Origin of the sequence: Streptomyces sp. 2131.1 (genome assembly GCF_900105515.1) — a bacterium.
Classification (GTDB): domain Bacteria; phylum Actinomycetota; class Actinomycetes; order Streptomycetales; family Streptomycetaceae; genus Streptomyces; species Streptomyces drozdowiczii.
The window spans coordinates 2,990,278-3,009,868 of record NZ_FNSY01000001.1 but is presented as its reverse complement, the minus strand read 5'-3'; the positions used below and the strand labels follow the sequence as shown (position 1 = coordinate 3,009,868).

Below are 19,591 nucleotides of genomic sequence, written 5' to 3'. Positions count from 1 at the left end.
GCACAACTGTGCGGTTGCGGTGTGCGGTGCGGCAAGGAGATCGGGGGCGGGCGCCCGGCGTGTCGTGGGCGGTCCCGAATGCCGGACTTGAGCTGGAGCGCACTCCAGCTCGTACCGTCGCCGTCATGAACCGCACCGATCAGCAGCCGCTCGGCTCGCCCTTCTCCGCCGCCACCACCGCCGACGAGGTCACCGCCGGGCGCGGCCTCTCCGGCCGGAACGCCGTCGTGACCGGGGGCTACTCCGGGCTCGGCCTCGAAACGACCCGGGCGCTCGCGGCCGCCGGGGCACGGGTGGTCGTCCCGGCGCGGCGACCCGATGTCGCCCGCGCCGCCCTCGCCGACGTGCCCGGCGACACCGAGGTCGTCCCCATGGACCTGGCCGACCCCGGGACCGTACGGGCGGCGGCCGCGCACATCCGCGAGGCGCTGCCCCGGCTCGACCTGCTGATGGCGGTCGCCGGTGTCATGGCCACCCCGGAACGGCGCGTCGGGCCCGGCTGGGAGAGCCAGCTCGCGACCAACCACTTCGGGCACTTCGTCCTCGCCTGCGAGCTGTACCCGCTGCTCGCCGCCGCCCCCGACGGCGCCCGCGTCGTCGTGAACAGCTCCGCCGGCCACACGCTCACCGACATCCGGTGGCACGACCCGCACTTCCGTACCGGATACGACAAGTGGGCGGCGTACGGCCAGTCCAAGACGGCCAACGTGCTCTTCGCCGTCCACCTCGACGCCCTCGGCCGCGAGGACGGCGTCCGGGCCTTCCCGCTGCACCCCGGCAAGATCATCACCGGGCTGCAACGGGAGATGGAGCTCCAGGAGCAGATCGACCTGGGCTGGGTGGACGCGCACGGCAACGTGGTCGGCGAGGGCTTCAAGGCGGCCTCGCAGGGAGCCGCGACCGGTCTGTGGGCGGCCACCTCGCCACTGCTGGCGGACCGGGGCGGGGTCTATCTGGAGGACTGCGAGATCGCCTCCGTCTCCGCGCCGGGTACGCCCATGGACGAAGGGGGCGTCCGTGCGTACGCGGTCGATCCCGAGGGTGCGGCGCGGCTGTGGGAGCTGTCCGTCGCGGCGACGGGGGCGGGGCCGCTCGGGCGGTGACGCGAGGGGGCGGTAGGGGTTCCAGTCGGGGCCGAGGCGGGCCGCGCGGACAAACCGGCTGCGGCCCACGGTCGTTGACCGGAACACTGGGCGCCATGGATGAGGTCGAGGTCGTCGTCGCCCACTCCGAGCGCACGACCCTGCGCGTCGGTGACATGCTCCTGAAGGTGGACGCCGACCCGGCGCGGATCGGGGCCGAGGCGGCGGCGATGGCCGCGGCGCCGGTCCCGACGCCGGAGGTGCTGTGGCGCGGCGGCCGGCCCGCGCTTGACCTCAACCAAGCTTGAGGGAGCACGGTCTACGTATGCCCGGCGCGCCGTACCGAAGGCGTGCCGCCCTACGAGCGGGAGCAGCCATGTCGTACCCCGAACCCCGTTACCTCGGTGAGAAGGGCGAGATCAACGCCACCTACCGGCCCGTGAGCGCGCCGCCCGAGATCTCGTCGGCCAACGGCGCCACGCACTACCTGGCGACCGGGGCCCGGACGGACGGCGAATTCGGCCTCTACAAGGTGGAGATGGGGCCGAAGGCGCCCGGGCCCAGCACCCACTTCCACCGCGCCATCTCGGAGTCGTTCTACGTCCTCGACGGCGAGGTGACCATCTTCGACGGCGAGCGCTGGGTCACGTGCCGTCCGGGCGACTTCCTGTACGTGCCCGTGGGCGGCCTGCACGCCTTCAGGAACGCCTCCCCGGACCCCGCGTCGATGCTCCTCCTCTTCACCCCGGGCGGGCCGCGCGAGGAGTACTTCGAGCAGGTCGCGGAGATGGCACAGCGGGGAGGGGAGGAGCTCAAGGAGTTCCGCATCCGCCACGACAGCTACTTCGTGGAGGACTTTCCGGACACGCCGTAGCTCCTCAGCCCACCACCAGCGCCGCCACCAGCCGTGTCATCGCCGGCCGGGGGTCCGGGGCGCCCGGCCAGGTCGTCATCAGGAGGTGGTGCGCGGTGCCGACGAGCGCGAGGGCGGCCGTGGGGGCGTCCACCGCCGACGGCACCCTGCCCCGGCCCTGCTCGTCCACGAGGTAGTCCGTGATCGCCTCCTGGATCGCCGTGAAGCCCGGGGCGCCGGCCTCCAGGGCCTCGCGGACGCGGATCGTGGCGGCGGGGCGGGTCATGGCGAGGCCCGAGATCGCGGGGCCGCCGGAAGCGAACAGGGCGAGGACGACGGCCTCCAGGTTCTCCGGCACGGTGCCCTGCCCGGCGAGTTCCGGCAGCGCCCGGGCCTTGGCGGCCGTGCGGGCGAACCGGTCCAGGCACAGCTCCGCCACGAACTCGTCGAGCCCCGCGAAGTGCGTGTGCAGAAGCCCTTTGGCGCAGCCCGCCTCCGTCGTGACGGCCCGGCTGGTCAGCGCGCCGGGCCCGTCCCTCTCCACGACGCGCTCGGCCGCCGCGAACAGCCGCTCGCGCACGTCCGGCGTCGCCACTCCACGCGGTGACATGGGCCTTCTTCCGTTCCGTCGGCTCCGCCCCTCGTGGGCGCGACCGCTGTGGATGGTAACCGGGATTGCGGGTTTGGGCGCACGCCCATACTGTTTGGGCCTACGCCCATTCCCGGCGCCCACCCCAGGAGGCACCCATGTCCGAGATCGTCAACACCGAGCAGGCGCAGGCGTGGAACGGCCCCGAAGGCACCCACTGGGCCCGCAACCAGGACCGCTGGAACGCCGTCAACGGCGGCTTCAACGGCCCCCTCCTCGACGCCGCCCGCATCACCGAGGGCCACCGCACCCTCGACCTCGGCTGCGGCACCGGGCAGACCACACGCCTCGCCGCCCTCCGGGCGCCCCGGGGGAGCGCGACGGGCCTCGACCTGTCCGGGCCGATGCTGGCCGAGGCGCGGGCGTGCGCGGAGCGGGAGGGCGTCGGCAACGCGACCTTCATACGGGGCGACGCCCAGACGCACCCCCTGGAGCCGGGCACGTTCGACTCGGCGATCAGCCGCTACGGGGTGATGTTCTTCGCCGACCCCGAAGCGGCCTTCGGCAACGTCGCCCGCTCCCTGCGCCCCGGCGGGCGCCTCGCCTTCGTCTGCCCGGCCGACGCCGCGCTCAACGACTGGGTGACGGCGATGGCCACCCTCCGCGACTTCCTTCCGGTCGGCGACTTCGGCCGGCCCGGACTGCCGGGCATGTTCTCCTTGTCCGCCCCGGACCGCGTCCGCGAGATCCTCACGGCGGCGGGCTTCTCCCGTATCGCCGTCGACGAGGACCAGGCGTACGGGACCTGGGGCACGGACGCCGAGGACGCGGCGGACTTCCTGCTGGGCACGGGCCCCGGCCGCCACCTGATGCAGCAGGCCGACGCCACGTCCCGCACCCGCGCCCGCGAAGCCCTTGCGGACCACCTCCGCACCCACGAGGCGGCGGACGGTGCGGTCCGGCTGCGCAGCACGTCGTGGCTGGTCACCGCGGACCGCGCGCACGCCGCCGACTAGCCTCACGGATGCCGGCAACCCAAAATCATGCAAGCACGCTTGATTGTTCTTGCCCTCGGTGCCACCCTCGTCCCCACATGCCGGCCGAGAAGGAGAGCACGCGGATGAGTCACCTCGCACCGCCCGTCCACGACCGCGGCGTCACCACCCTCACGCTCGACTCGCCCGCCAACCGCAACGCCCTCAGTGCGGGGCTCGTCGCCGAGCTGGCCGACGCGCTGGAGGCGTGCGCGGGCGACGCCTCCGTGCGGGCCGTCGTGCTCACCCACACCGGCACCACCTTCTGCGCGGGCGCCGACCTCCGCGCCCCGGCCGATCCGCACGCGTTCGTCGCCCTCATGCGGCGGATCGTCGCCCTGCCGAAGCCCGTCGTCGCCCGGGTCACCGGGCACGTCCGGGCCGGGGGGCTCGGGCTGCTGGGGGCGTGCGACATCGCGGTCGCCGGCTTCGGGGCGTCCTTCGCGCTCACCGAGTCACGGCTCGGGCTCGCGCCCGCCGTCATCTCGATGCCGCTCATCCCGCGCATCGACCCCCGGGCCGCCGGGCGGTACTACCTGACCGGCGAGCGCTTCGACGTGGAGGAGGCCGAGCGGATCGGGCTGGTCACCCTGGCCGCCGAGGACGTCGACGACGCGCTCGCGCCCGTACTCGACGGGCTGCGCCGGGCCTCGCCGCAGGGGCTGGCGGCCTCCAAGGCGCTGGTCACGGCTACTGTGCTGCAGAGTTTCGACCAGCACGCCGAAGACCTCATCGCCCGCTCCGCCCGCCTCTTCGCCTCCGACGAGGCCCGGGAGGGGATGACGGCCTTCCTCGAACGACGGGACCCCGCATGGGTGTTGTGACTCCGGGCGGCAGCAGCCCCGGCCCCAAACAGGACCGCAGCCGCGCCACCCGCCGGCGCCTCCTGGAGGCCGCGGTCGCCTGCCTCGCCGAACACGGCTGGGCCGGGTCCACCGTCGCCGTCGTCGCCGAACGGGCCGGCGTCTCGCGCGGCGCGGCCCAGCACCACTTCCCGACCCGCGAGGACCTGTTCACCGCCGCCGTCGAGTACGTCGCCGAGGAACGCTCCGCCGCCCTGCGCGCCGTCCCCGACCAGGACCGCGCCGCCGTCGTCGCCGCCCTGGTCGACCTCTACACCGGGCCCCTCTTCCGCGCCGCCCTCCAGCTCTGGGTCGCCGCCTCCAACGAGGAGCAACTGCGCCCGCGCGTCACGGAGCTGGAGGCGCGCGTCGGCCGCGAGACCCACCGCATCGCCGTCAACCTCCTGCGCGCCGACGAGACCAGGCCCGGCGTCCGCGAGACCGTGCAGGGGCTGCTCGACATGGCCCGCGGACTCGGCCTCGCCAACGTCCTCACCGACGACACCGCCCGCCGCCGCAAGGTGGTCGCCCAATGGGCGGAGCTCCTGGACGAGGCGCTGGGCTGAGCGGCGCCGGGCCGAGGCAAGCCGCTCAGGCCCGTACCGCCGTGATACGCAAGCCGTCCTTCGTACGGATCCGCAGCGTCTTCCCGTCCCACACCACCGGCAGCGGGTCCGGTGTCGTGTCCGGCGGAAGGCCGTCATCGAGGCCCGACTCCGTGTCATGGCCCCACTGGAGGGTGAGCGCGGCCTCGTCGCCGACCGCGGCGGGCAGGCCGGAAGCGGCCCAGACGTTGTCCGTGTCCCGGCCGTCCATGCGGACCACGAGACCGCTCCCGGCGACCTCGAACGAGCCGCTCTCGTCGTCCCCGTCCAGGCTCCAGCGGTTCCCCGTGATCTCGATCCGCCTGTACTCGTAGTTGGCCTGCCCCTGCGGCTCGTACGAGAGGTTCCAGGTGCCGCGCGCGAAGGCCGCGACCGCCGCCCCGGTCACCGACGGCCCGGGGGCCGGGCGGCCCTCCGCCCCGGGGGCATCCGTCGGACCGTCGGAGTTTTTGTCCCGGCCGCAGGCCGCCAGGGCGACCGTGATCAGGCCGATCCCGCCGTACCTGAGCACGTCCCGTCTTCGTACGAACTTCCCCAACTGCCGCATGTCGTCGAGCATGTGCGCCCCGTCTTCCCCTGGTACGGACCGGTCTGTCACGGTCCGGGAGCCAGAGTGTGGCGCAGGAAACGCCTTGGTGTCAGGGGAACGCACGGATAGGGTCCGCAGCATGAGCAGCAGCGCCACGCCCCCCTTTCCCGAGCACGTCGAACTCACGGGCGAAGGGCTCGTACTGCGCGACTGGACCGAGGACGACCTCGCCGCGATGCCGGAGCTGTTCGACCACCCGGACATCGCGTACTGGACGCCGATCGTCTCCCCGTTCGACGACGCCGCCGCCCGCGCACGGCTCGACAGGGCCCGGCAGCTGCGGGCCGACGGCACGGCCGTCCTGCTCGCGATCACCCTGGACGGCGGGGCCCCGCTCGGCGAGGTCATGCTGCGGCGCGCCCCCGAGGGCACGGAACTCGGATACGCGGTCGGCCCCGCCCACCGCGGGCAGGGGCTCGCCGGCCGGGCGGTGCGCGTGATGGCCGCGTACGCCTTCGAGGAGCTGGACGCGGAACGGGTCATCCTGGAGCTGGAACCGGAGAACGCGGCCAGCGTCGCCGTCGCCACCGCGACCGGCTTCCGGCTGCTCGGCGTCCCCCTCATCGAGGGCGAGGAGAAGGGGCGCCCGTACGCCCTCCAGACCTGGGCGCTCGACCGCGCCTGACCCGGAGGGCGCCGGACGCCGCCCGCTCAGTTCCCCAGGTCCGCCAGCTCGTCGAACCCGTCGATCTCGCGCGGGCTGCGCGGCCCCGGGCCCACGTAACGGGCCGACGGGCGCACCAGGCGACCCGTCCGCTTCTGCTCCAGGATGTGCGCCGACCAGCCCGCCGTACGGGCACACGTGAACATCGACGTGAACATGTGCGCCGGGACCTCGGCGAAGTCCAGCATGATCGCCGCCCAGAACTCCACGTTCGTCGCCAGGACCCGGTCCGGGCGGCGCGCGTGCAGCTCCTCCAGCGCGGCCTTCTCCAGCGCCCGCGCCACCTCGTAGCGGGGCGCGCCCAGCTCCTCGGCGGTACGCCGCAGCACCCGGGCGCGCGGGTCCTCGGCCCGGTAGACGCGGTGGCCGAATCCCATCAGCCGCTCGCCCCGGTCCAGGGCCTTCTTCACGTACGCCGTGGCGTCGCCGGTCCGCTCGATCTCCTCGATCATGCCGAGTACCCGGGACGGGGCGCCGCCGTGCAGCGGGCCCGACATGGCGCCCACCGCGCCGGACAGCGCGGCGGCCACGTCGGCGCCGGTGGAGGCGATGACCCGGGCGGTGAACGTGGAGGCGTTCATGCCGTGCTCGGCGGCGGACGTCCAGTACGCGTCGACGGCCTTCACATGGCGCGGGTCGGGCTCGCCGCGCCAGCGGATCATGAACCGCTCCACGACGGACTCCGCCTTGTCGATCTCGCGCTGCGGGACCATCGGCAGGCCCTGTCCGCGCGCCGACTGCGCCACGTACGACAGCGCCATGACGGCGGCCCGCGCCAGGTTCTCGCGGGCGGTCTCCGCGTCGATGTCCAGCAGCGGTTTCAGGCCCCACACCGGCGCGAGCATCGCCAGCGCGGCCTGCACGTCGACCCGGATGTCACCGGAGTGCACCGGGATCGGGAACGGCTCGGCCGGCGGCAGACCGGGTTTGAAGGCCCCGTCGACCAGCAGCCCCCACACATGGCCGAACGAGACGTGACCGACGAGTTCCTCGATGTCGACGCCCCGGTACCGGAGCGAACCGCCTTCCTTGTCGGGTTCGGCGATTTCCGTCTCGAACGCGACGACTCCTTCGAGTCCGGGTACGAAGTCGGACATCAGGCGGCTCCCTCGGATCGACGGCTGCGGCGGGCCCGGAGGCCCACCCCCGATACTGGCGGGTTCCACCGGGGCCGGGAAGGTGACATCCCGCACAGCCACCCGTGCCCCGTGCAACGGCGGGCGGACCACCTGCCCGTCCGGCCGCTGCGGCAGGATGGCCCCGTGCCCACCGCAGACTCCTCCTTCGATTCCACCACCGATCCGGCCGCGATGCGCGAGCAGTACCGTTCCGAGTCCTTCACGGAGGACTCGCTCGCCGCCGACCCGATGGACCAGTTCGCCGCGTGGTTCCGGCAGGTCGCCGCCGGCGGCATGCTCCACGAGCCGAACGCCATGGTGGTCTCCACCGCGACCCCCGAGGGCCGCCCCTCCTCCCGTACGGTCCTGCTGAAGATGTACGACACCCGGGGCTTCGTCTTCTTCACCAACTACGGCTCCCGCAAGGGCCGCGAGCTGACGGCCAACCCGTACGTCTCGCTGCTCTTCCCCTGGCACCCGCTGGCCCGCCAGGTCATCGTCACCGGCACCGCCGCCCGCGTCGCCCGCGAGGAGACCGCCGGCTACTTCCGCACCCGCCCGCACGGCTCCCAGCTCGGCGCCTGGGCGAGCGACCAGTCGGCGGTGATCGGCAGCCGCGAGGAGCTGACCGCACGCTACGAGGAGTTGTCGGCCCGCTACCCGGAGGGCGCGAAGGTCCCGGCGCCCCCGCACTGGGGCGGCTTCCGCGTCGTCCCCGACACGATCGAGTTCTGGCAGGGCCACGAGAACCGCCTCCACGACCGGCTGCGGTACGTCCGCGAGGGCGGCAAGGACACCGGGTGGCGCGTGGAGCGGCTGTGCCCGTAAGCCTCACGGGGCCTGAGAAAAGCAGAACCCGCAGGCTCTGGTCCCTCCTTGCGGAGGAGCCGGCCGGACTTACCGGCGAGCCTGCGGGTCGGTGACTGCTTGGGTTTCGGCAGACAGTCCGCCGAGGTGCACGATGTGCGACGACGGGCTGTCAGCCCGCAGCCACCTCACGAATCCGATAAGACTGCACTTTTCGGATCACCTCCTTTCAACGTGTACGGACAGCTTAGGAACCGCCTCCGGGCCCGCACAACCGAATTAATCGGAGGATTGATTTCGGGGAACTCGCTGTGGGCTGGGTCACGTTCGAGTTCAATGGTCTGACGTGCGGCTATTGCGGACACGTCTCGCAGGGGGTTCGGGATGAGCGCTTCCACGAGCAGGGGGACGGCCGGTGCCATTCCCGGGGCGGAGCTGCTCGCGGCTCTCCTCGACGGGATGGACGCGGCGCTCTGCGCCTTCGACGCGGACGGGGCCGTCACTCACTGGAACCGTGAGGCGGAGCGCGTTCTCGGCTGGTCCGCCGAGGAGGCCGTCGGGCGGGCCGGGCTCGCCGGGTGGGCGGTGCGCCGGGCCGACGCGGACGAGGTGCAGGGGCGGCTGATGGCCGTCATGGGGGCGCCGGGGCGGCAGGTGCACGAGTTCGCGCTGCTGCGAAAGGACGGCGGGCGCGTCCTCGTCCGTACGCAGTCCGCCGGGGTGCGGGGCGCGGACGGCAGGCCCGCCGGGGTGTACTGCGCGTTCAGCGAGGTCCACGCGCAGATCGACCTGGAACGGGCCATCGCGCTCAGCGAGGCGCTGTTCGAGGACGCCTCCTGGGGCGTCGTCCTGGTCGACGTGGACCTGCGGCCGACCGTCGTCAACGCGTACGCGGCCCGCGCCCTGGGCGGTGGTCGTACGACGCTCCTCGGACGGCCGCTCGGCGAGGTGATCGCCGAAGGGGTGGAGGAGCTGGAGGGCGCGCTCCAGCACGTCCTGGCCGAGGGGGCGCCCGACGCGTCCGCCGAGCTGTGGGTGACCCTGCGCGGCGGTGAGGGGGCCCGCCGCCGGTGCTGGCGGAGCGGATTCCTGCGGCTGGCCTCGCCGCTCACCGAGGAGCCGGTGCCGCTGGGCGCGGGCTGGGTCTTCCAGGACGTGACGGCGGCGAAGCTCGCGGCCCAGGAGGCGGACCGGCTGCGTTTCCGGTCGAACCAGCTGCACCGCGCCGCGAGGTCGGCCGCCGAGTGCGAGGACCCGATGGAGGCGGCCACGTCGTCGCTGGACTTCGCGCTGGCCGGGTTCGCCGATCACGTGGTGGTGGACCTGGCGGCGGGGGAGCGGCTGGTCCGGGCCGCCGCCACCCCGGCCGACGCGCCGGGCCCCTGCCTGCCGGTGGCCGGCGGTGCCATCCCGCTGCGGTACGCGCCGGGGCACCCGGCCCTCCAGGCGGTGGAGCGGACGGGTTCGGTGCGTACCTCGGCGGGGGCGGGGCGTACGGACGGCGAGTGGGCGCGGCAGCGGCAGTGGCCGCCGGACGCGGTGCACGCGCTGTGCACGGTGCTGCGGAGCCGGGGGCGGACGCTGGGTGTGGTGACGTTCCTGCGCTCGGCCCACCGCGCCGCGTTCGAACGCCCGGACGCGATGTACGCGGAGAGCGTGGCCGCCCGGGTGGCGGCCTCGGTGGACCTGCACCTGTCGGGCCCGTCCGGCGGCGGTCCCGGCCCGTCCGGCGATTGATGACGGAACCGTCGCCGCGCGGAACGGCGCCCCTCCGGACCGGGACGGCGTGCGGGCCCGTACGACTCAGTGCCGGTAGAAGATCCGGTCCGCGTACTGCGTCATCACGCGCCCGTTCCACTCGTGGCCGCCGTCGACGTTCCCGGACCGCAGCAGCGGCGGTTCGATGCCGCGCTCCAGCAGGCGTTCAGCCGCCGCGGCCATCATGCCCTGCATGATCGCGCTGGTGACCACGGTCGACGCGGGCGCGAACGGTGCCTCGATGCCGTCCACCTCCAGCTCCGCGTCGCCGATCGCGATCTTGCTGTCGAGGACGATGTCGCAGTGGTCCCGCAGGAAGCCGCCCGAGCTGTGCCGGGACCGGGTCTCCTCCGCGTACGCGACCGAGGTGACGCCGATGACCTTCAGGCCCAGCGCGCGGGCGTTGAGCGCCATCTCGACGGGCAGGGCGTTGCGGCCGGAGAGCGAGATGATCACGAGCACGTCGCCGGACTTCGCGGGGCTGGAGTCGAGGACCGCGCCCGCGAGGCCGTCCACGCGCTCCAGGGCCGAGCCGAGGGTGGCGGGCATGACGTCGACGCCGAGGGTGCCGGGGATGGCCATCAGGTTCATCAGGGCGAGCCCGCCCGCGCGGTAGACGACGTCCTGCGCGGCGAGCGAGGAGTGCCCGGCGCCGAAGGCGAAGAGCCGGCCGCCGGCCTCGACGGTGTCGGCGATCGCGGCACCGGCGGCCGCGATGTTGCCGGCCTCCTCGTCGCGCACCCTCCCCAGCAGGCCGATCGCCGCATCGAAGAACTGATCGGCCAGCTTGCTTTCGCTCATCGGGGAGGACCTTTCCGGCGGGGTGAGATGTCCATGGGGCGTCCGTACCGCCGATCACGTTGCGGTCTGGACCAGTGACATGTCAATACCGCAGGACCCCGGCGGGCACCGCGCGGCACGGTTCCGCGCGCGATGCGTCAGAATTGGTGCAGGGCCAGCGCACGACTGCATCGAGGGGCACGAATGTCCGGACTGATCGACACAACGGAGATGTATCTCCGCACCATCCTCGAACTCGAAGAGGAAGGCGTGGTCCCCATGCGCGCCCGGATCGCGGAGCGGCTGGACCAGAGCGGTCCGACCGTCAGCCAGACCGTGGCGCGGATGGAGCGCGACGGCCTGGTGCAGGTCGCGGGTGACCGGCACCTGGAGCTGACCGAGGAGGGCCGCCGGCTGGCGACCCGCGTCATGCGCAAGCACCGGCTGGCCGAGTGTCTGCTGGTCGACGTGATCGGCCTGGAGTGGGAGCAGGTCCACGCCGAGGCGTGCCGGTGGGAGCACGTGATGAGCGAGGCGGTCGAGCGGCGGGTGATGGAGCTGCTGCGCCACCCGACGGAGTCGCCGTACGGGAACCCGATCCCGGGCCTGGAGGAGCTGGGCGAGAAGGCCGGCGCCGACCCGTTCCTCGACGAGGGCATGGTCAGCCTGTCCGATCTCGACCCGGGCAGCGAGGGGAAGACCGTGGTGGTCCGCCGGATCGGTGAGCCGATCCAGACGGACGCCCAGCTGATGTACACGCTGCGGCGGGCGGGCGTGCAGCCCGGTTCGGTGGTCAGCGTGACGCAGTCGCCCGGCGGCGTGCTGGTCGGCAGCAGCGGTGAGGCGGCGGAGCTGGACTCCGAGGTCGCCTCGCACGTCTTCGTGGCGAAGAGGTAGACGAAGAGGCAGACGCGTGCGGCCCCCGTTCCGGGGAGAGCGTTCCGGGAGACCGGGCATCGGCGGCGCCGGTGCCCGGTCTCTCTTTTTCCGTACGGAACCGCAGCGCTCCGGCGCGGAGCGTGCCAGGCTGTGGCGGAGGGGTCGCTGAGCGTGTCGGCCGCCGGGCCGGGGAGGGGAGCTGCGATGCACCCGTCGTACGGGAACGCCCCGTCGTACGTACCGAAGCGGATGGCCCCGGCGCCGCAAGGCACCGGGGCCTGTCCTCCCCTGATGTCCGACCTGGAGCCCCGAGCTCTCGAGGTCGGTCCCGCGAGCCCTCATCCCCGAGTGGCCCGCCTCCCGGAGAAGATCTCCCCGCAGCTGTCGCCGTCAATCCTGGGAAGCAGTCACTCGAACGAGCGGTGTTGGCTGGCAGATCGCCGTTTTCGAATAAAGGTTCGATAGTCTGGCCGACATGACCAACCCGGTGACTCAGGGAGAGAAGGGGGTGCCAGAAGCTATGGCGCGGCGCATCGAAGTGACCGGAGCGGACGGCGTACGCCTCGCGGCCTGGGAGTTCGCCGATCCGCCCACGGGCGGCGCGGACGGCACCCGCGCCCCCGTCTTACTGCTGCACGGCCTGATGGGCCGGGCCTCGCACTGGGCGTCCACCGCCGACTGGCTCGCCGAGCGGCACCGGCCGGTCGGCCTCGACCAGCGCGGCCACGGCGACAGCGAGAAGCCCGCCGACGGCCCCTACACCCGCGACGCCTACGTGGCGGACGCGGAGGCGGTCATCGAACAGCTGGGTCTCGCCCCCGTCACGCTCGTCGGCCACTCCATGGGCGCGCTCACCGCCTGGCAGCTCGCTGCCAAGCGCCCCGACCTGGTCCGCGCGCTGGTCATCTGCGACATGCGCGCTTCCGCGCTCGGGGCCGCATCGCAGCGCGAATGGGAGGACTGGTTCCGGTCCTGGCCGCTCCCGTTCGCATCGCCCGACGCCGTACGGCGGTGGTTCGGCGAGGACGACCCCTGGACCGAGCGGCCGAGCGCCTCGCGCGGCGCGTTCTACGCCGAGGTGATGGCCGAGCGCGCCGACGGATGGCGGCCCGTCTTCTCCCGGCGGCAGATGCTGGAGTCCCGCGCCACCTGGGTGTTCGACGCGCACTGGGAGGAGCTGGCCCAGGTCGGATGCCCGACGCTGGTGCTGCGCGGGCTGGACGGCGAGCTGGGCCGGGCGGAGGCCCAGGAGATGGTCCGGGTCCTGCCGCGCGGGCAGTACGCCGAGGTGGCCGACGCCGGCCACCTCGTGCACTTCGACCAGCCGGACGGCTGGCGCGCCGCGGTCGAGCCCTTCCTCCAGCAGCTGGCCGAGGACGCGCAGGACGACCGCGAGCCCGTCTCCCCGTAGGGCGCGTCGTGGAGTCCAGTCCGCCCGGACTTCACGGACACGCCCCGGAACCTCAGCCCTTGCTGACCGCGGAAATGATCTCCGGCAGCCGAGCCGCCATGCGGGGGGCCGCCAGCCGCACCCCGCCCCAGGCGGTCAGCACCCCGTACGCGGCCCCCACCGGCACCAGCAGCCACAGCCAGTCCGTGCGGCCGGTGACGTGCAGGGTGATGGTCAGGGCGATCACGGGGGCGCTGAGCACGGCCGCCGTGACCATCCCGCCGAGGATGGAGATCCAGGCGAGCCCGGCCTGCCCGGGCGCCACGTTCTTGAACGCGCCCTCCTGCGGCACCGAGTACGGGAAGAGCACCGAGGCCGTCGCACCCGTCGCCAGCATCGCGCCCAGCAGCGCGAACGACAGGCCCACCACCCCGGGCAGCACGGGCCAGTCGCCCAGCAGCGCCGCAGTCACCACGGCGACGAGCACCGTGTACGGCAGGGTGATGAGCAGCAGCGCCAGCGCCCGCGCCCGCAGTTCGAGGTAGGCGTCCCGGGGCGAGGAGATCGTCTGGGCGACCATCCAGAACGCGGAGGTGTCCTGCCCGAACTGGTTGTACATCTGGATGCCGAGCATCCCGGAGGCGAAGCAGGCGAAGTACACCGAGCCCTGGCCCTGGAGGGCGTTGATCAGCGGCACGATCAGCCCGACGGCCAGCGCGGTCACCCAGGCGGCCTTGGTCTTCGGGTCCCGTGCCACGTACCGCAGGGACCGCTGCATCACCGTGCCCGTGCGGCCCTCGGGGAGCAGCGCCCACAGGCCGGCGCCGGTCCGCCCGGCCTTGTCGCGTCCGGGCCCGGCGGCGGCGGTCGTCGAACCGTCCGGCGAGGTCATCAGCTTCGTCAGGGTGCGCTGCCACAGCCACAGCAGCGCCACCAGAGCGGCGACGGCCAGCAGCAGCTGGACGACGGCACGCCCGTACGCCCCCTGAGCCGCGGAGCCCACGGACCCGACGGCCGACGCGGGGGGCACCCAGCGCAGGACGTCCGCCGCCGGGTCGAGCGAGGAGAGCCCGCCGGCCTGCCCGAGGCGCTGGGCGCCGAAGTTGACGACCTGGATGCCCACCGCGATCACCAGGCCGCTGAGGACCGCCAGGTCGCGGCCCTTGCGGGAGGTGAGCAGCCGGGTGTTGGCGGCGGCGACCGCGCGGGCCAGGGCCACGCAGACCAGCAGCGTCAGCGGCACGGCGAGCACGGCGAAGACGACCGCGCCCGCCCCGTGGGCCAGCGCGACCACCGAGCCGGCCGCCAGGCACAGCGTGAACAGCGGGCCCAGGCCGATCAGCGAGGAGACCAGCAGCGCGACGATCAGCGGCCGGGGCCGCAGCGGCAGCATGACGAGCCGGGTCGGGTCCAGGGTCTCGTCCCCGGCGGAGAAGAACAGCGGCATCACCGCCCAGCCGAGGGCCACGACCGCGGTGAGCAGCACCACCACCGAGTCCGCGTGGGCGTTGCCGCGCAGCAGGATCAGCCCGAGCAGCTGGCCGGCGGCGATCAGCAGGGCGCCGACGACCGAGGCGATGTAGGCGGCCCGCCGCCCGGAGGACTGGCGCAGCCCGTTGCGCAGCAACGCCAGCTTGAGGCGGGCGAAGACGGGGATCAGGGCCGTACGGCTGTCCGCGGTGCCGGTCCTGGGGCCGGAGCCGGCCGGGGCGTCGAGCACGCTCATCGGTCGCCGCCCAGCCAGTCCAGGGTCTCGCCGGTGTCGCGGTCGCCCGCGCCGACCAGCTCCAGGAAGGCGTTCTGCAGGGAGGTCGCCGAGCCGCGCACCTCGGCCAGCGGGCCCTGTGCCCGGATCGCCCCGGCCGCCATGACGGCCACCCAGTCGCACAACGACTCGACCAGCTCCATCACATGGCTGGAGAAGACCACGGTCGCGCCGGAACGCGTGTAGCGCTCCAGGACCTTGCGGATCGTCTGCGCGGAGACCGGGTCGACACCCTCGAACGGCTCGTCCAGGAAGAGGACTTCGGGGTTGTGCAGCAGGGCGGCGGCGAGCCCGATCTTCTTGCGCATTCCGGTCGAGTAGTCGATGACCAGCTTGTGCTGGGATCCGGCCAGGTCCAGCACGTCGAGCAGCTGGGTGGCCCGGCTGTCCACCTCCTGGCCCGGCAGTCCGCGCAACCGGCCCGTGTACGCGAGGAGTTCGCGGCCGGAGAGGCGCTCGAAGAGGCGGAGCCCCTCGGGCAGGACGCCGATCCGGGACTTCACCTCGACCGGGTCGCGCCAGACGTCCCGCCCGCCGACCTCGATCCTGCCCTGGTCCGGGCGGAGCAGACCGGTGACCATGGAGAGGGTGGTGGTCTTCCCCGCCCCGTTCGGCCCGACCAGGCCGATGAACTTCCCCGCGGGCAGTTCCAGATCGATGCCGGCGACCGCGGTCTGCTCACCGAACCGCTTCCACAGCCCCTCGACGCGCACCGCGGGCGGTGCCTCCCGCGGCCGTTCTGTCCCGTCGTGTTCCACCCGGTCCGGCATCTGCACGCCCTTCGAAGTCCCCGTACGTACGCGGGGACCACCCTACGAAAGGCCGTCGCGGGCGTCCGCCCTGGCCCGTCCGCAGGCGTACGCGAGCGGGCCGACCAGCTCCTCCACCTCGGGCAGCCACCGGTTGGCGGTGGTGGGGTTGCGCACCCACTGGACCGCGCCCGCGCCGCCGACCCGGGTCGGCGGCGCGACGACGTACGCGCCCTCACCGATCCCGCGCAGGCCGATCGACGCGGCGTTCCACCCGGCCCGGCGCACCAGGTCCTCCGTCTTGGCGGCGGCGCCGGGCAGCACGAAGAACTGCATGCGGCGGTCCGGGGTGCGGGTGACGGGGCCGAGCGGCAGGCTCATCCGCTCCATCCGGGCGAGCGCCAGGAAGCCCGCCGACTCCGGTACGTCGACGGCGTCGAAGGTGCGCCCCGTGGGCAACAGGACGGCCGCGCCCGGGTGTTGGGTCCACATCCGGCGGGCCGCCGCGCCGCTGCCGGTGGCTCCGTCCGCCCAGCCGTCGCCGGCGGGATGGGCGCCGGGCGCGGCACAGCCGTCCTCGCCGCACGAGCACCGGCCGCCGCCGGACGGCTCCAGCCAGGTGCCGGGGCAGACGTCCCAGTGCCTCTCCTCCGTGTACCGCACGGCGGCGTCGAGCAGCTGCTCCGCGCGCTGCCGGGGGACCTGCGCGGTTTCCATGACTCCGATGGGCTCTTCCACGCCCGGCTCAACTACGGGCTTCACGAAGAGTTACGGCCGCCCGTCGCGCGGATCCGCATACGGGGCGCACGGGTGCATGGGCGGGGGCGCGCGGGAGAGGCACGGGCCCCGGGCGGGTAACTGGTTACGGGACCTCCGGGCGGTGCGGTTCGGCGCGGCATTTTAGGTACTCGCCGTGACGAATGAGGTGAGTCGCACGGAAAGTGACCAACACGATGAATCTGCGCATTTCTCAGGCATATGTCGGGCAGTGATCCGGCCACCTATCACCGCGGCCTCAGGGGGATACACATGGCAGCCAGGCCACTCGTCGCACGTCAGCCGAACGAACGGCTCCAGGCGCTCATCCAGGAAGCCGGATGCTCCAACGCGGGCCTGGCCCGCCGCGTCAACATGGTCGGGGCCGAGCGCGGCCTCGACCTCCGCTACGACAAGACCTCCGTGGCCCGCTGGCTGCGCGGCCAGCAGCCACGCGGCCGGGCGCCGGGCACCATCGCCGAGGCGCTGGGCCGCAAGCTGGGCCGTACGGTCACGATCGACGAGATCGGCATGGCCAACGGCAAGAACCTCGCCTCCGGCGTCGGCCTCCAGTTCGCTCCCACGGTCGTCGGGGCGATCGAGCAGGTCTGCGAGCTGTGGCGCAGCGACGTCGGCCGCCGCGACTTCCTGTCGGGCTCCACGGTCGCCTCCTCCGCCCTGGTGGAGCCCAGCCGGGACTGGCTGATCACCGGCGCCGACCCGCAGGTCGCCCGCGCGGCCGGGTCCCGGGTCGGGATGTCGGACGTGGAGGCGGTGCGGGCGACGACGGCCGCGCTGGTCGACCTCGACCACCGCTTCGGCAGCGGCCATGTGCGCCCGGTCCTCGTGCACTACCTCAACAGCGTGGTCTCCGGGCTGCTTTCGGGGGCGTACCGCGAATCGACCGGCCGCCAGCTGTTCGGCGCGGTCGCCCGGCTCACCGAACTCGCCGGGTACATGGCCGTCGACACGGGCCAGCCCGGCCTCGCCCAGCGCTACTACATCCAGGCCCTGCGCCTCGCCCAGGCGGCGGGCGACCGCGCCTACGGCGGCTACGTACTGGCCGCGTCCATGAGCCACCTCGCCGCCCAGCTCGGCAACCCGCGCGAGATCGCCCAGCTGGCGCGGGCCGCGCAGGAGGGGGCGCGCGGCCGGGTCACGCCGCGCGCGGAGGCGATGTTCTACGCGGCGGAGGCGCGCGGCCACGCCCTGCTCGGCGACGCCCGTGCCTGCCTGGAGGTGGCGGGGCGGGCCGAGGCCGCCCTCGAACAGGCCGCGCCGGACACCGGGGACGACCCCGACTGGATCGCCCACTTCGACCACGCCTACCTCGCGGACGAACTGGCGCACTGCCACCGCGACCTCGGGCAGGCGGAGGCCGCCGCGCGCCGGGCGAAGGAGTCCCTGGACGGCCACCCGGAGTCCCGGGCCCGCCGCCGGGGCATCGGGCTCGCGCTGCTGGCCACGGCCCAGGTGCAGATGCGGGAGGTGGAGCAGGCGTGCCACACGGGGACGCGGGCGATGGAGCTGCTGGGCACGGTGCGCTCCAGCCGGGGCGCGGAGTATCTGGAGGACCTCCAGCAGCGTCTGCTGCCGTACGGGGACGAGCCCGCGGTAAGGGAGTTCGGCGCGCGCCTGGAGCTCCAGGCGGCCTGAGGGAACCCGGGCAGCGGGCGAGGAGGACCGTCAACCGCGTCCGTTAACTGCGTGCGGAGGGGGCGTGGTGTTACACCCGGTGTCACGGGTAGGCGGGGGACAGTGGGCACTTGGCGAACGGCGGCTGCCACCCGATAGCGTGAGCCGACGATTCCATAGTTGACGCGTAGGAGTCCCGGTGACACAGAGCGGACAGGGCGACGAGCAGCAGCCCCCTGCTGTACGGCCCGCACACGAGGGTGTCGTGCTGCCCTCGGACGGCGGCGAGCCCTGGACGCCGGGGGGTGCCGCGGACCGGCCGGCCCCGGCCGGCGGGCAGCCGTGGGGACAGCCCTGGGGCCCGCGGGACGGCGGCGGCCAGGGCGGCTACGGCTACCCTCAGCAGCAGCCGTACCAGGAGCCCCCGCAGCAGCAGGGCCCGTACGGACAGCAGCAGTACGGCGGCCAGGACGCGTACGGCCAGGGGCAGCAGCAGCCCGGCGCCTACGGCCAGGACGGGGGCGGCGCGCTCCCGCCCGCCCAGCCGCAGCCCTACGCGCAGCCGCTGCCGCCCGAGTCCGGGCACGGGCACGGCGCGGCTCCCCACGGTGACGCCGACGCCACGCAGTACATCGCGCCGATCCCCGGGGGCCCCGCGCCCGGCGGGCTGCCGCCGGAGAACCCCGCGGAGTCGACCCGGTTCCTGGGCCACGCCCCGCAGGCGCCCCAGGGCGGCGGGGACGCCGACGCGACGCAGTACATACCCCCGGTGCCCGGCGGCGCCCCGTACGGCATCCGGCCCGGTGCCCCCGGTGAGCGGCAGCCGCCGGCCGAGTTCGACAACCTCTTCCGCAGCGACGAGCCCGAGGGCGCGACGCAGCAGATGCCCCGGTTCGACCCGGCCCGGCAGCAGCCCCCGTACCAGCAGAGCCCGCAGCAGCAGCCGTACCAGGCGGGTCCGCCGCCGCAGCAGGGCTTCCAGCAGCCGCCCCCGTACAGCGGTCCGCAGGACGACGGGGACGGCGGCGGGCGGCGCAAGCGGTCCGGCGCGGTGCCGCTGATCGCGGCGGTCGTCGTCGGATGCGCGGTCATCGGGCTCGGCGCGGGTGCGCTGATGAGCGGCGGCGACGATGACGACAAGGACGCCAAGCAGCCGGTCGCATCCGCCAGTTCACCGGCCGGTGACCCGTCCGAGGAGAAGGACCAGCCCGCGGCCGACCCGGCGAAGCCGCAGGCCGAGGCGCTGGACAAGCTCCTCGCGGACAGCAACAACAGCCGTGCGGCGGTGATCGGCGCGGTCGAGAAGACCAAGAACTGCACCGATCTGGACAAGGCCGTCTCCGACCTCAAGGGCGCCGCGAAGCAGCGCCGCGACCTGGTCACCCGGCTCCAGGACCTGTCCGTCGACAAGCTGCCGAACCACGACCAGCTGACGGCCTCGCTCACCAGGGCCTGGCAGGCGTCCGCGTCCGCCGACGACCACTACGCGGCGTGGGCGGCGCAGGCCAAGAGCAAGAAGGTCTGCAAGCACGGCCACGCCCGGACGACCTCGCACACCCAGCAGGCGACCGTGAAGAGCGGCGAGGCCAGCACGGCCAAGCGGCAGGCGTCCGGGCTGTGGAACAAGATCGCGGAGAAGTACGGTCTGACGCGGCGCGAGGCGACCGCGCTCTGAGGGCCTTCCGCCCCGATCGGG

General features: G+C 73.6%; 19 protein-coding genes and 1 pseudogene. 13 read left to right on the top strand and 7 right to left on the bottom strand.

The window, feature by feature from the left end; all coding sequences use genetic code 11:
* The first annotated feature begins 125 nt into the window (after positions 1 to 125).
* The 3 genes and pseudogenes from BLW14_RS13480 (at position 126) to BLW14_RS13470 (ending at position 1,956) form a co-directional block, all read left to right on the top strand.
* Positions 126 to 1,103, top strand: coding sequence for an SDR family NAD(P)-dependent oxidoreductase (locus BLW14_RS13480; protein ID WP_093707438.1), 978 nt, complete (start codon positions 126 to 128; stop codon positions 1,101 to 1,103).
* A 95-nt stretch (positions 1,104 to 1,198) separates the two neighbouring features.
* A pseudogene (locus tag BLW14_RS13475) lies at positions 1,199 to 1,354 on the top strand (aminoglycoside phosphotransferase family protein); the annotation flags it as partial.
* A 104-nt stretch (positions 1,355 to 1,458) separates the two neighbouring features.
* Complete coding sequence (locus tag BLW14_RS13470; protein WP_093707436.1) at positions 1,459 to 1,956, top strand: cupin domain-containing protein; 498 nt, start codon at positions 1,459 to 1,461, stop codon at positions 1,954 to 1,956.
* Positions 1,957 to 1,960: 4 nt separating this feature from the next.
* Here BLW14_RS13470 and BLW14_RS13465 read toward each other — a convergent pair whose 3' ends face one another.
* Complete coding sequence (locus BLW14_RS13465; protein WP_093707434.1) at positions 1,961 to 2,545, bottom strand: TetR/AcrR family transcriptional regulator; 585 nt, start codon at positions 2,543 to 2,545, stop codon at positions 1,961 to 1,963.
* 137 nt (positions 2,546 to 2,682) lie between these two features.
* Between BLW14_RS13465 and BLW14_RS13460 the strand changes: the two genes are divergently transcribed.
* From BLW14_RS13460 to BLW14_RS13450, 3 genes are all read left to right on the top strand, one after another.
* On the top strand, positions 2,683 to 3,540 hold the full coding sequence (locus BLW14_RS13460; RefSeq protein ID WP_093707432.1) for a class I SAM-dependent methyltransferase: 858 nt from the start codon (positions 2,683 to 2,685) through the stop codon (positions 3,538 to 3,540).
* Positions 3,541 to 3,644: 104 nt separating this feature from the next.
* Positions 3,645 to 4,382 (top strand): enoyl-CoA hydratase family protein, encoded by a 738-nt coding sequence (locus tag BLW14_RS13455; protein WP_093707430.1) that lies wholly within the window; start codon positions 3,645 to 3,647, stop codon positions 4,380 to 4,382.
* Entirely contained in the window at positions 4,370 to 4,966 is a 597-nt protein-coding gene (locus tag BLW14_RS13450) for a TetR/AcrR family transcriptional regulator (RefSeq protein WP_093707428.1), read from the top strand. Before BLW14_RS13455 ends, BLW14_RS13450 begins: the two co-directional genes overlap by 13 nt.
* A 25-nt stretch (positions 4,967 to 4,991) precedes the next feature.
* Here the strand turns inward: BLW14_RS13450 and BLW14_RS13445 are convergent, their stop codons facing one another.
* Positions 4,992 to 5,564, bottom strand: a complete 573-nt coding sequence (locus tag BLW14_RS13445) for a DcrB/PsbP domain-containing protein (RefSeq protein ID WP_256332765.1) — start codon at positions 5,562 to 5,564, stop codon at positions 4,992 to 4,994.
* 109 nt (positions 5,565 to 5,673) lie between these two features.
* Between BLW14_RS13445 and BLW14_RS13440 the strand changes: the two genes are divergently transcribed.
* Positions 5,674 to 6,219 (top strand): GNAT family N-acetyltransferase, encoded by a 546-nt coding sequence (locus tag BLW14_RS13440; RefSeq protein ID WP_093707426.1) that lies wholly within the window; start codon positions 5,674 to 5,676, stop codon positions 6,217 to 6,219.
* Between the two features lie 26 nt (positions 6,220 to 6,245).
* On the opposite strand, the gene BLW14_RS13435 is transcribed toward BLW14_RS13440, so the two are convergent.
* Complete coding sequence (locus BLW14_RS13435) at positions 6,246 to 7,355, bottom strand: citrate synthase 2 (RefSeq protein ID WP_093707424.1); 1,110 nt, start codon at positions 7,353 to 7,355, stop codon at positions 6,246 to 6,248.
* 213 nt (positions 7,356 to 7,568) lie between these two features.
* Here BLW14_RS13435 and pdxH point away from each other — a divergent pair, with 213 nt between their 5' ends.
* On the top strand, positions 7,569 to 8,204 hold the full coding sequence (gene pdxH / locus BLW14_RS13430) for a pyridoxamine 5'-phosphate oxidase (protein WP_093710716.1): 636 nt from the start codon (positions 7,569 to 7,571) through the stop codon (positions 8,202 to 8,204).
* A 363-nt stretch (positions 8,205 to 8,567) separates the two neighbouring features.
* Entirely contained in the window at positions 8,568 to 9,920 is a 1,353-nt protein-coding gene (locus BLW14_RS13425; protein WP_093707422.1) for a PAS domain S-box protein, read from the top strand.
* A 66-nt stretch (positions 9,921 to 9,986) separates the two neighbouring features.
* On the opposite strand, the gene BLW14_RS13420 is transcribed toward BLW14_RS13425, so the two are convergent.
* A complete protein-coding gene (locus BLW14_RS13420) occupies positions 9,987 to 10,742 on the bottom strand; it encodes an SIS domain-containing protein (protein ID WP_093707420.1) in 756 nt (251 codons plus the stop codon).
* Positions 10,743 to 10,925: 183 nt separating this feature from the next.
* On the opposite strand from BLW14_RS13420, the gene BLW14_RS13415 reads away from it, so the two are divergent.
* Together BLW14_RS13415 and BLW14_RS13410 are read left to right on the top strand one after the other, a co-directional pair.
* Complete coding sequence (locus BLW14_RS13415; protein ID WP_093707418.1) at positions 10,926 to 11,618, top strand: iron-dependent transcriptional repressor DtxR; 693 nt, start codon at positions 10,926 to 10,928, stop codon at positions 11,616 to 11,618.
* Positions 11,619 to 12,120: 502 nt separating this feature from the next.
* Positions 12,121 to 13,011, top strand: a complete 891-nt coding sequence (locus tag BLW14_RS13410; RefSeq protein WP_093707416.1) for an alpha/beta fold hydrolase — start codon at positions 12,121 to 12,123, stop codon at positions 13,009 to 13,011.
* A 52-nt stretch (positions 13,012 to 13,063) separates the two neighbouring features.
* Here the strand turns inward: BLW14_RS13410 and BLW14_RS13405 are convergent, their stop codons facing one another.
* The 3 genes from BLW14_RS13405 to BLW14_RS13395 are packed head-to-tail and all read right to left on the bottom strand — an operon-like array spanning position 13,064 to position 16,221.
* The gene (locus BLW14_RS13405) at positions 13,064 to 14,716 is read right to left on the bottom strand and encodes a transporter (RefSeq protein WP_093707414.1); all 1,653 of its coding nucleotides are present in this window, start codon (positions 14,714 to 14,716) and stop codon (positions 13,064 to 13,066) included.
* Complete coding sequence (locus BLW14_RS13400) at positions 14,713 to 15,525, bottom strand: ABC transporter ATP-binding protein (protein WP_093710715.1); 813 nt, start codon at positions 15,523 to 15,525, stop codon at positions 14,713 to 14,715. The genes BLW14_RS13405 and BLW14_RS13400 overlap by 4 nt, the downstream gene beginning before the upstream one ends.
* A 42-nt stretch (positions 15,526 to 15,567) precedes the next feature.
* A complete protein-coding gene (locus BLW14_RS13395) occupies positions 15,568 to 16,221 on the bottom strand; it encodes a bifunctional DNA primase/polymerase (protein WP_093707412.1) in 654 nt (217 codons plus the stop codon).
* Positions 16,222 to 16,533: 312 nt separating this feature from the next.
* On the opposite strand from BLW14_RS13395, the gene BLW14_RS13390 reads away from it, so the two are divergent.
* The gene (locus BLW14_RS13390; RefSeq protein ID WP_093707410.1) at positions 16,534 to 17,916 is read left to right on the top strand and encodes an NsdA family TPR-like regulatory protein; all 1,383 of its coding nucleotides are present in this window, start codon (positions 16,534 to 16,536) and stop codon (positions 17,914 to 17,916) included.
* A gap of 244 nt (positions 17,917 to 18,160) precedes the next feature.
* Positions 18,161 to 19,570, top strand: a complete 1,410-nt coding sequence (locus BLW14_RS13385; protein WP_093707408.1) for a hypothetical protein — start codon at positions 18,161 to 18,163, stop codon at positions 19,568 to 19,570.
* Positions 19,571 to 19,591 lie beyond the last annotated feature (21 nt).

Bases quoted from the DNA above. Each gene is read 5' to 3' on its own strand.
- BLW14_RS13400 (WP_093710715.1), bottom strand. From the start codon at position 15,525: ATGCCGGACCGGGTGGAACACGACGGGACAGAACGGCCGCGGGAGGCA.
- BLW14_RS13435 (WP_093707424.1), bottom strand. From the start codon at position 7,355: ATGTCCGACTTCGTACCCGGACTCGAAGGAGTCGTCGCGTTCGAGACG.
- BLW14_RS13425 (WP_093707422.1), top strand. From the start codon at position 8,568: ATGAGCGCTTCCACGAGCAGGGGGACGGCCGGTGCCATTCCCGGGGCG.
- BLW14_RS13410 (WP_093707416.1), top strand. From the start codon at position 12,121: ATGGCGCGGCGCATCGAAGTGACCGGAGCGGACGGCGTACGCCTCGCG.
- BLW14_RS13415 (WP_093707418.1), top strand. From the start codon at position 10,926: ATGTCCGGACTGATCGACACAACGGAGATGTATCTCCGCACCATCCTC.
- BLW14_RS13390 (WP_093707410.1), top strand. From the start codon at position 16,534: ATGGCAGCCAGGCCACTCGTCGCACGTCAGCCGAACGAACGGCTCCAG.
- BLW14_RS13405 (WP_093707414.1), bottom strand. From the start codon at position 14,716: ATGAGCGTGCTCGACGCCCCGGCCGGCTCCGGCCCCAGGACCGGCACC.
- BLW14_RS13445 (WP_256332765.1), bottom strand. From the start codon at position 5,564: ATGCTCGACGACATGCGGCAGTTGGGGAAGTTCGTACGAAGACGGGAC.
- BLW14_RS13465 (WP_093707434.1), bottom strand. From the start codon at position 2,545: ATGTCACCGCGTGGAGTGGCGACGCCGGACGTGCGCGAGCGGCTGTTC.
- BLW14_RS13470 (WP_093707436.1), top strand. From the start codon at position 1,459: ATGTCGTACCCCGAACCCCGTTACCTCGGTGAGAAGGGCGAGATCAAC.
- BLW14_RS13450 (WP_093707428.1), top strand. From the start codon at position 4,370: ATGGGTGTTGTGACTCCGGGCGGCAGCAGCCCCGGCCCCAAACAGGAC.
- BLW14_RS13460 (WP_093707432.1), top strand. From the start codon at position 2,683: ATGTCCGAGATCGTCAACACCGAGCAGGCGCAGGCGTGGAACGGCCCC.
- BLW14_RS13395 (WP_093707412.1), bottom strand. From the start codon at position 16,221: ATGGAAACCGCGCAGGTCCCCCGGCAGCGCGCGGAGCAGCTGCTCGAC.
- pdxH (WP_093710716.1), top strand. From the start codon at position 7,569: ATGCGCGAGCAGTACCGTTCCGAGTCCTTCACGGAGGACTCGCTCGCC.
- BLW14_RS13480 (WP_093707438.1), top strand. From the start codon at position 126: ATGAACCGCACCGATCAGCAGCCGCTCGGCTCGCCCTTCTCCGCCGCC.
- BLW14_RS13420 (WP_093707420.1), bottom strand. From the start codon at position 10,742: ATGAGCGAAAGCAAGCTGGCCGATCAGTTCTTCGATGCGGCGATCGGC.
- BLW14_RS13440 (WP_093707426.1), top strand. From the start codon at position 5,674: ATGAGCAGCAGCGCCACGCCCCCCTTTCCCGAGCACGTCGAACTCACG.
- BLW14_RS13455 (WP_093707430.1), top strand. From the start codon at position 3,645: ATGAGTCACCTCGCACCGCCCGTCCACGACCGCGGCGTCACCACCCTC.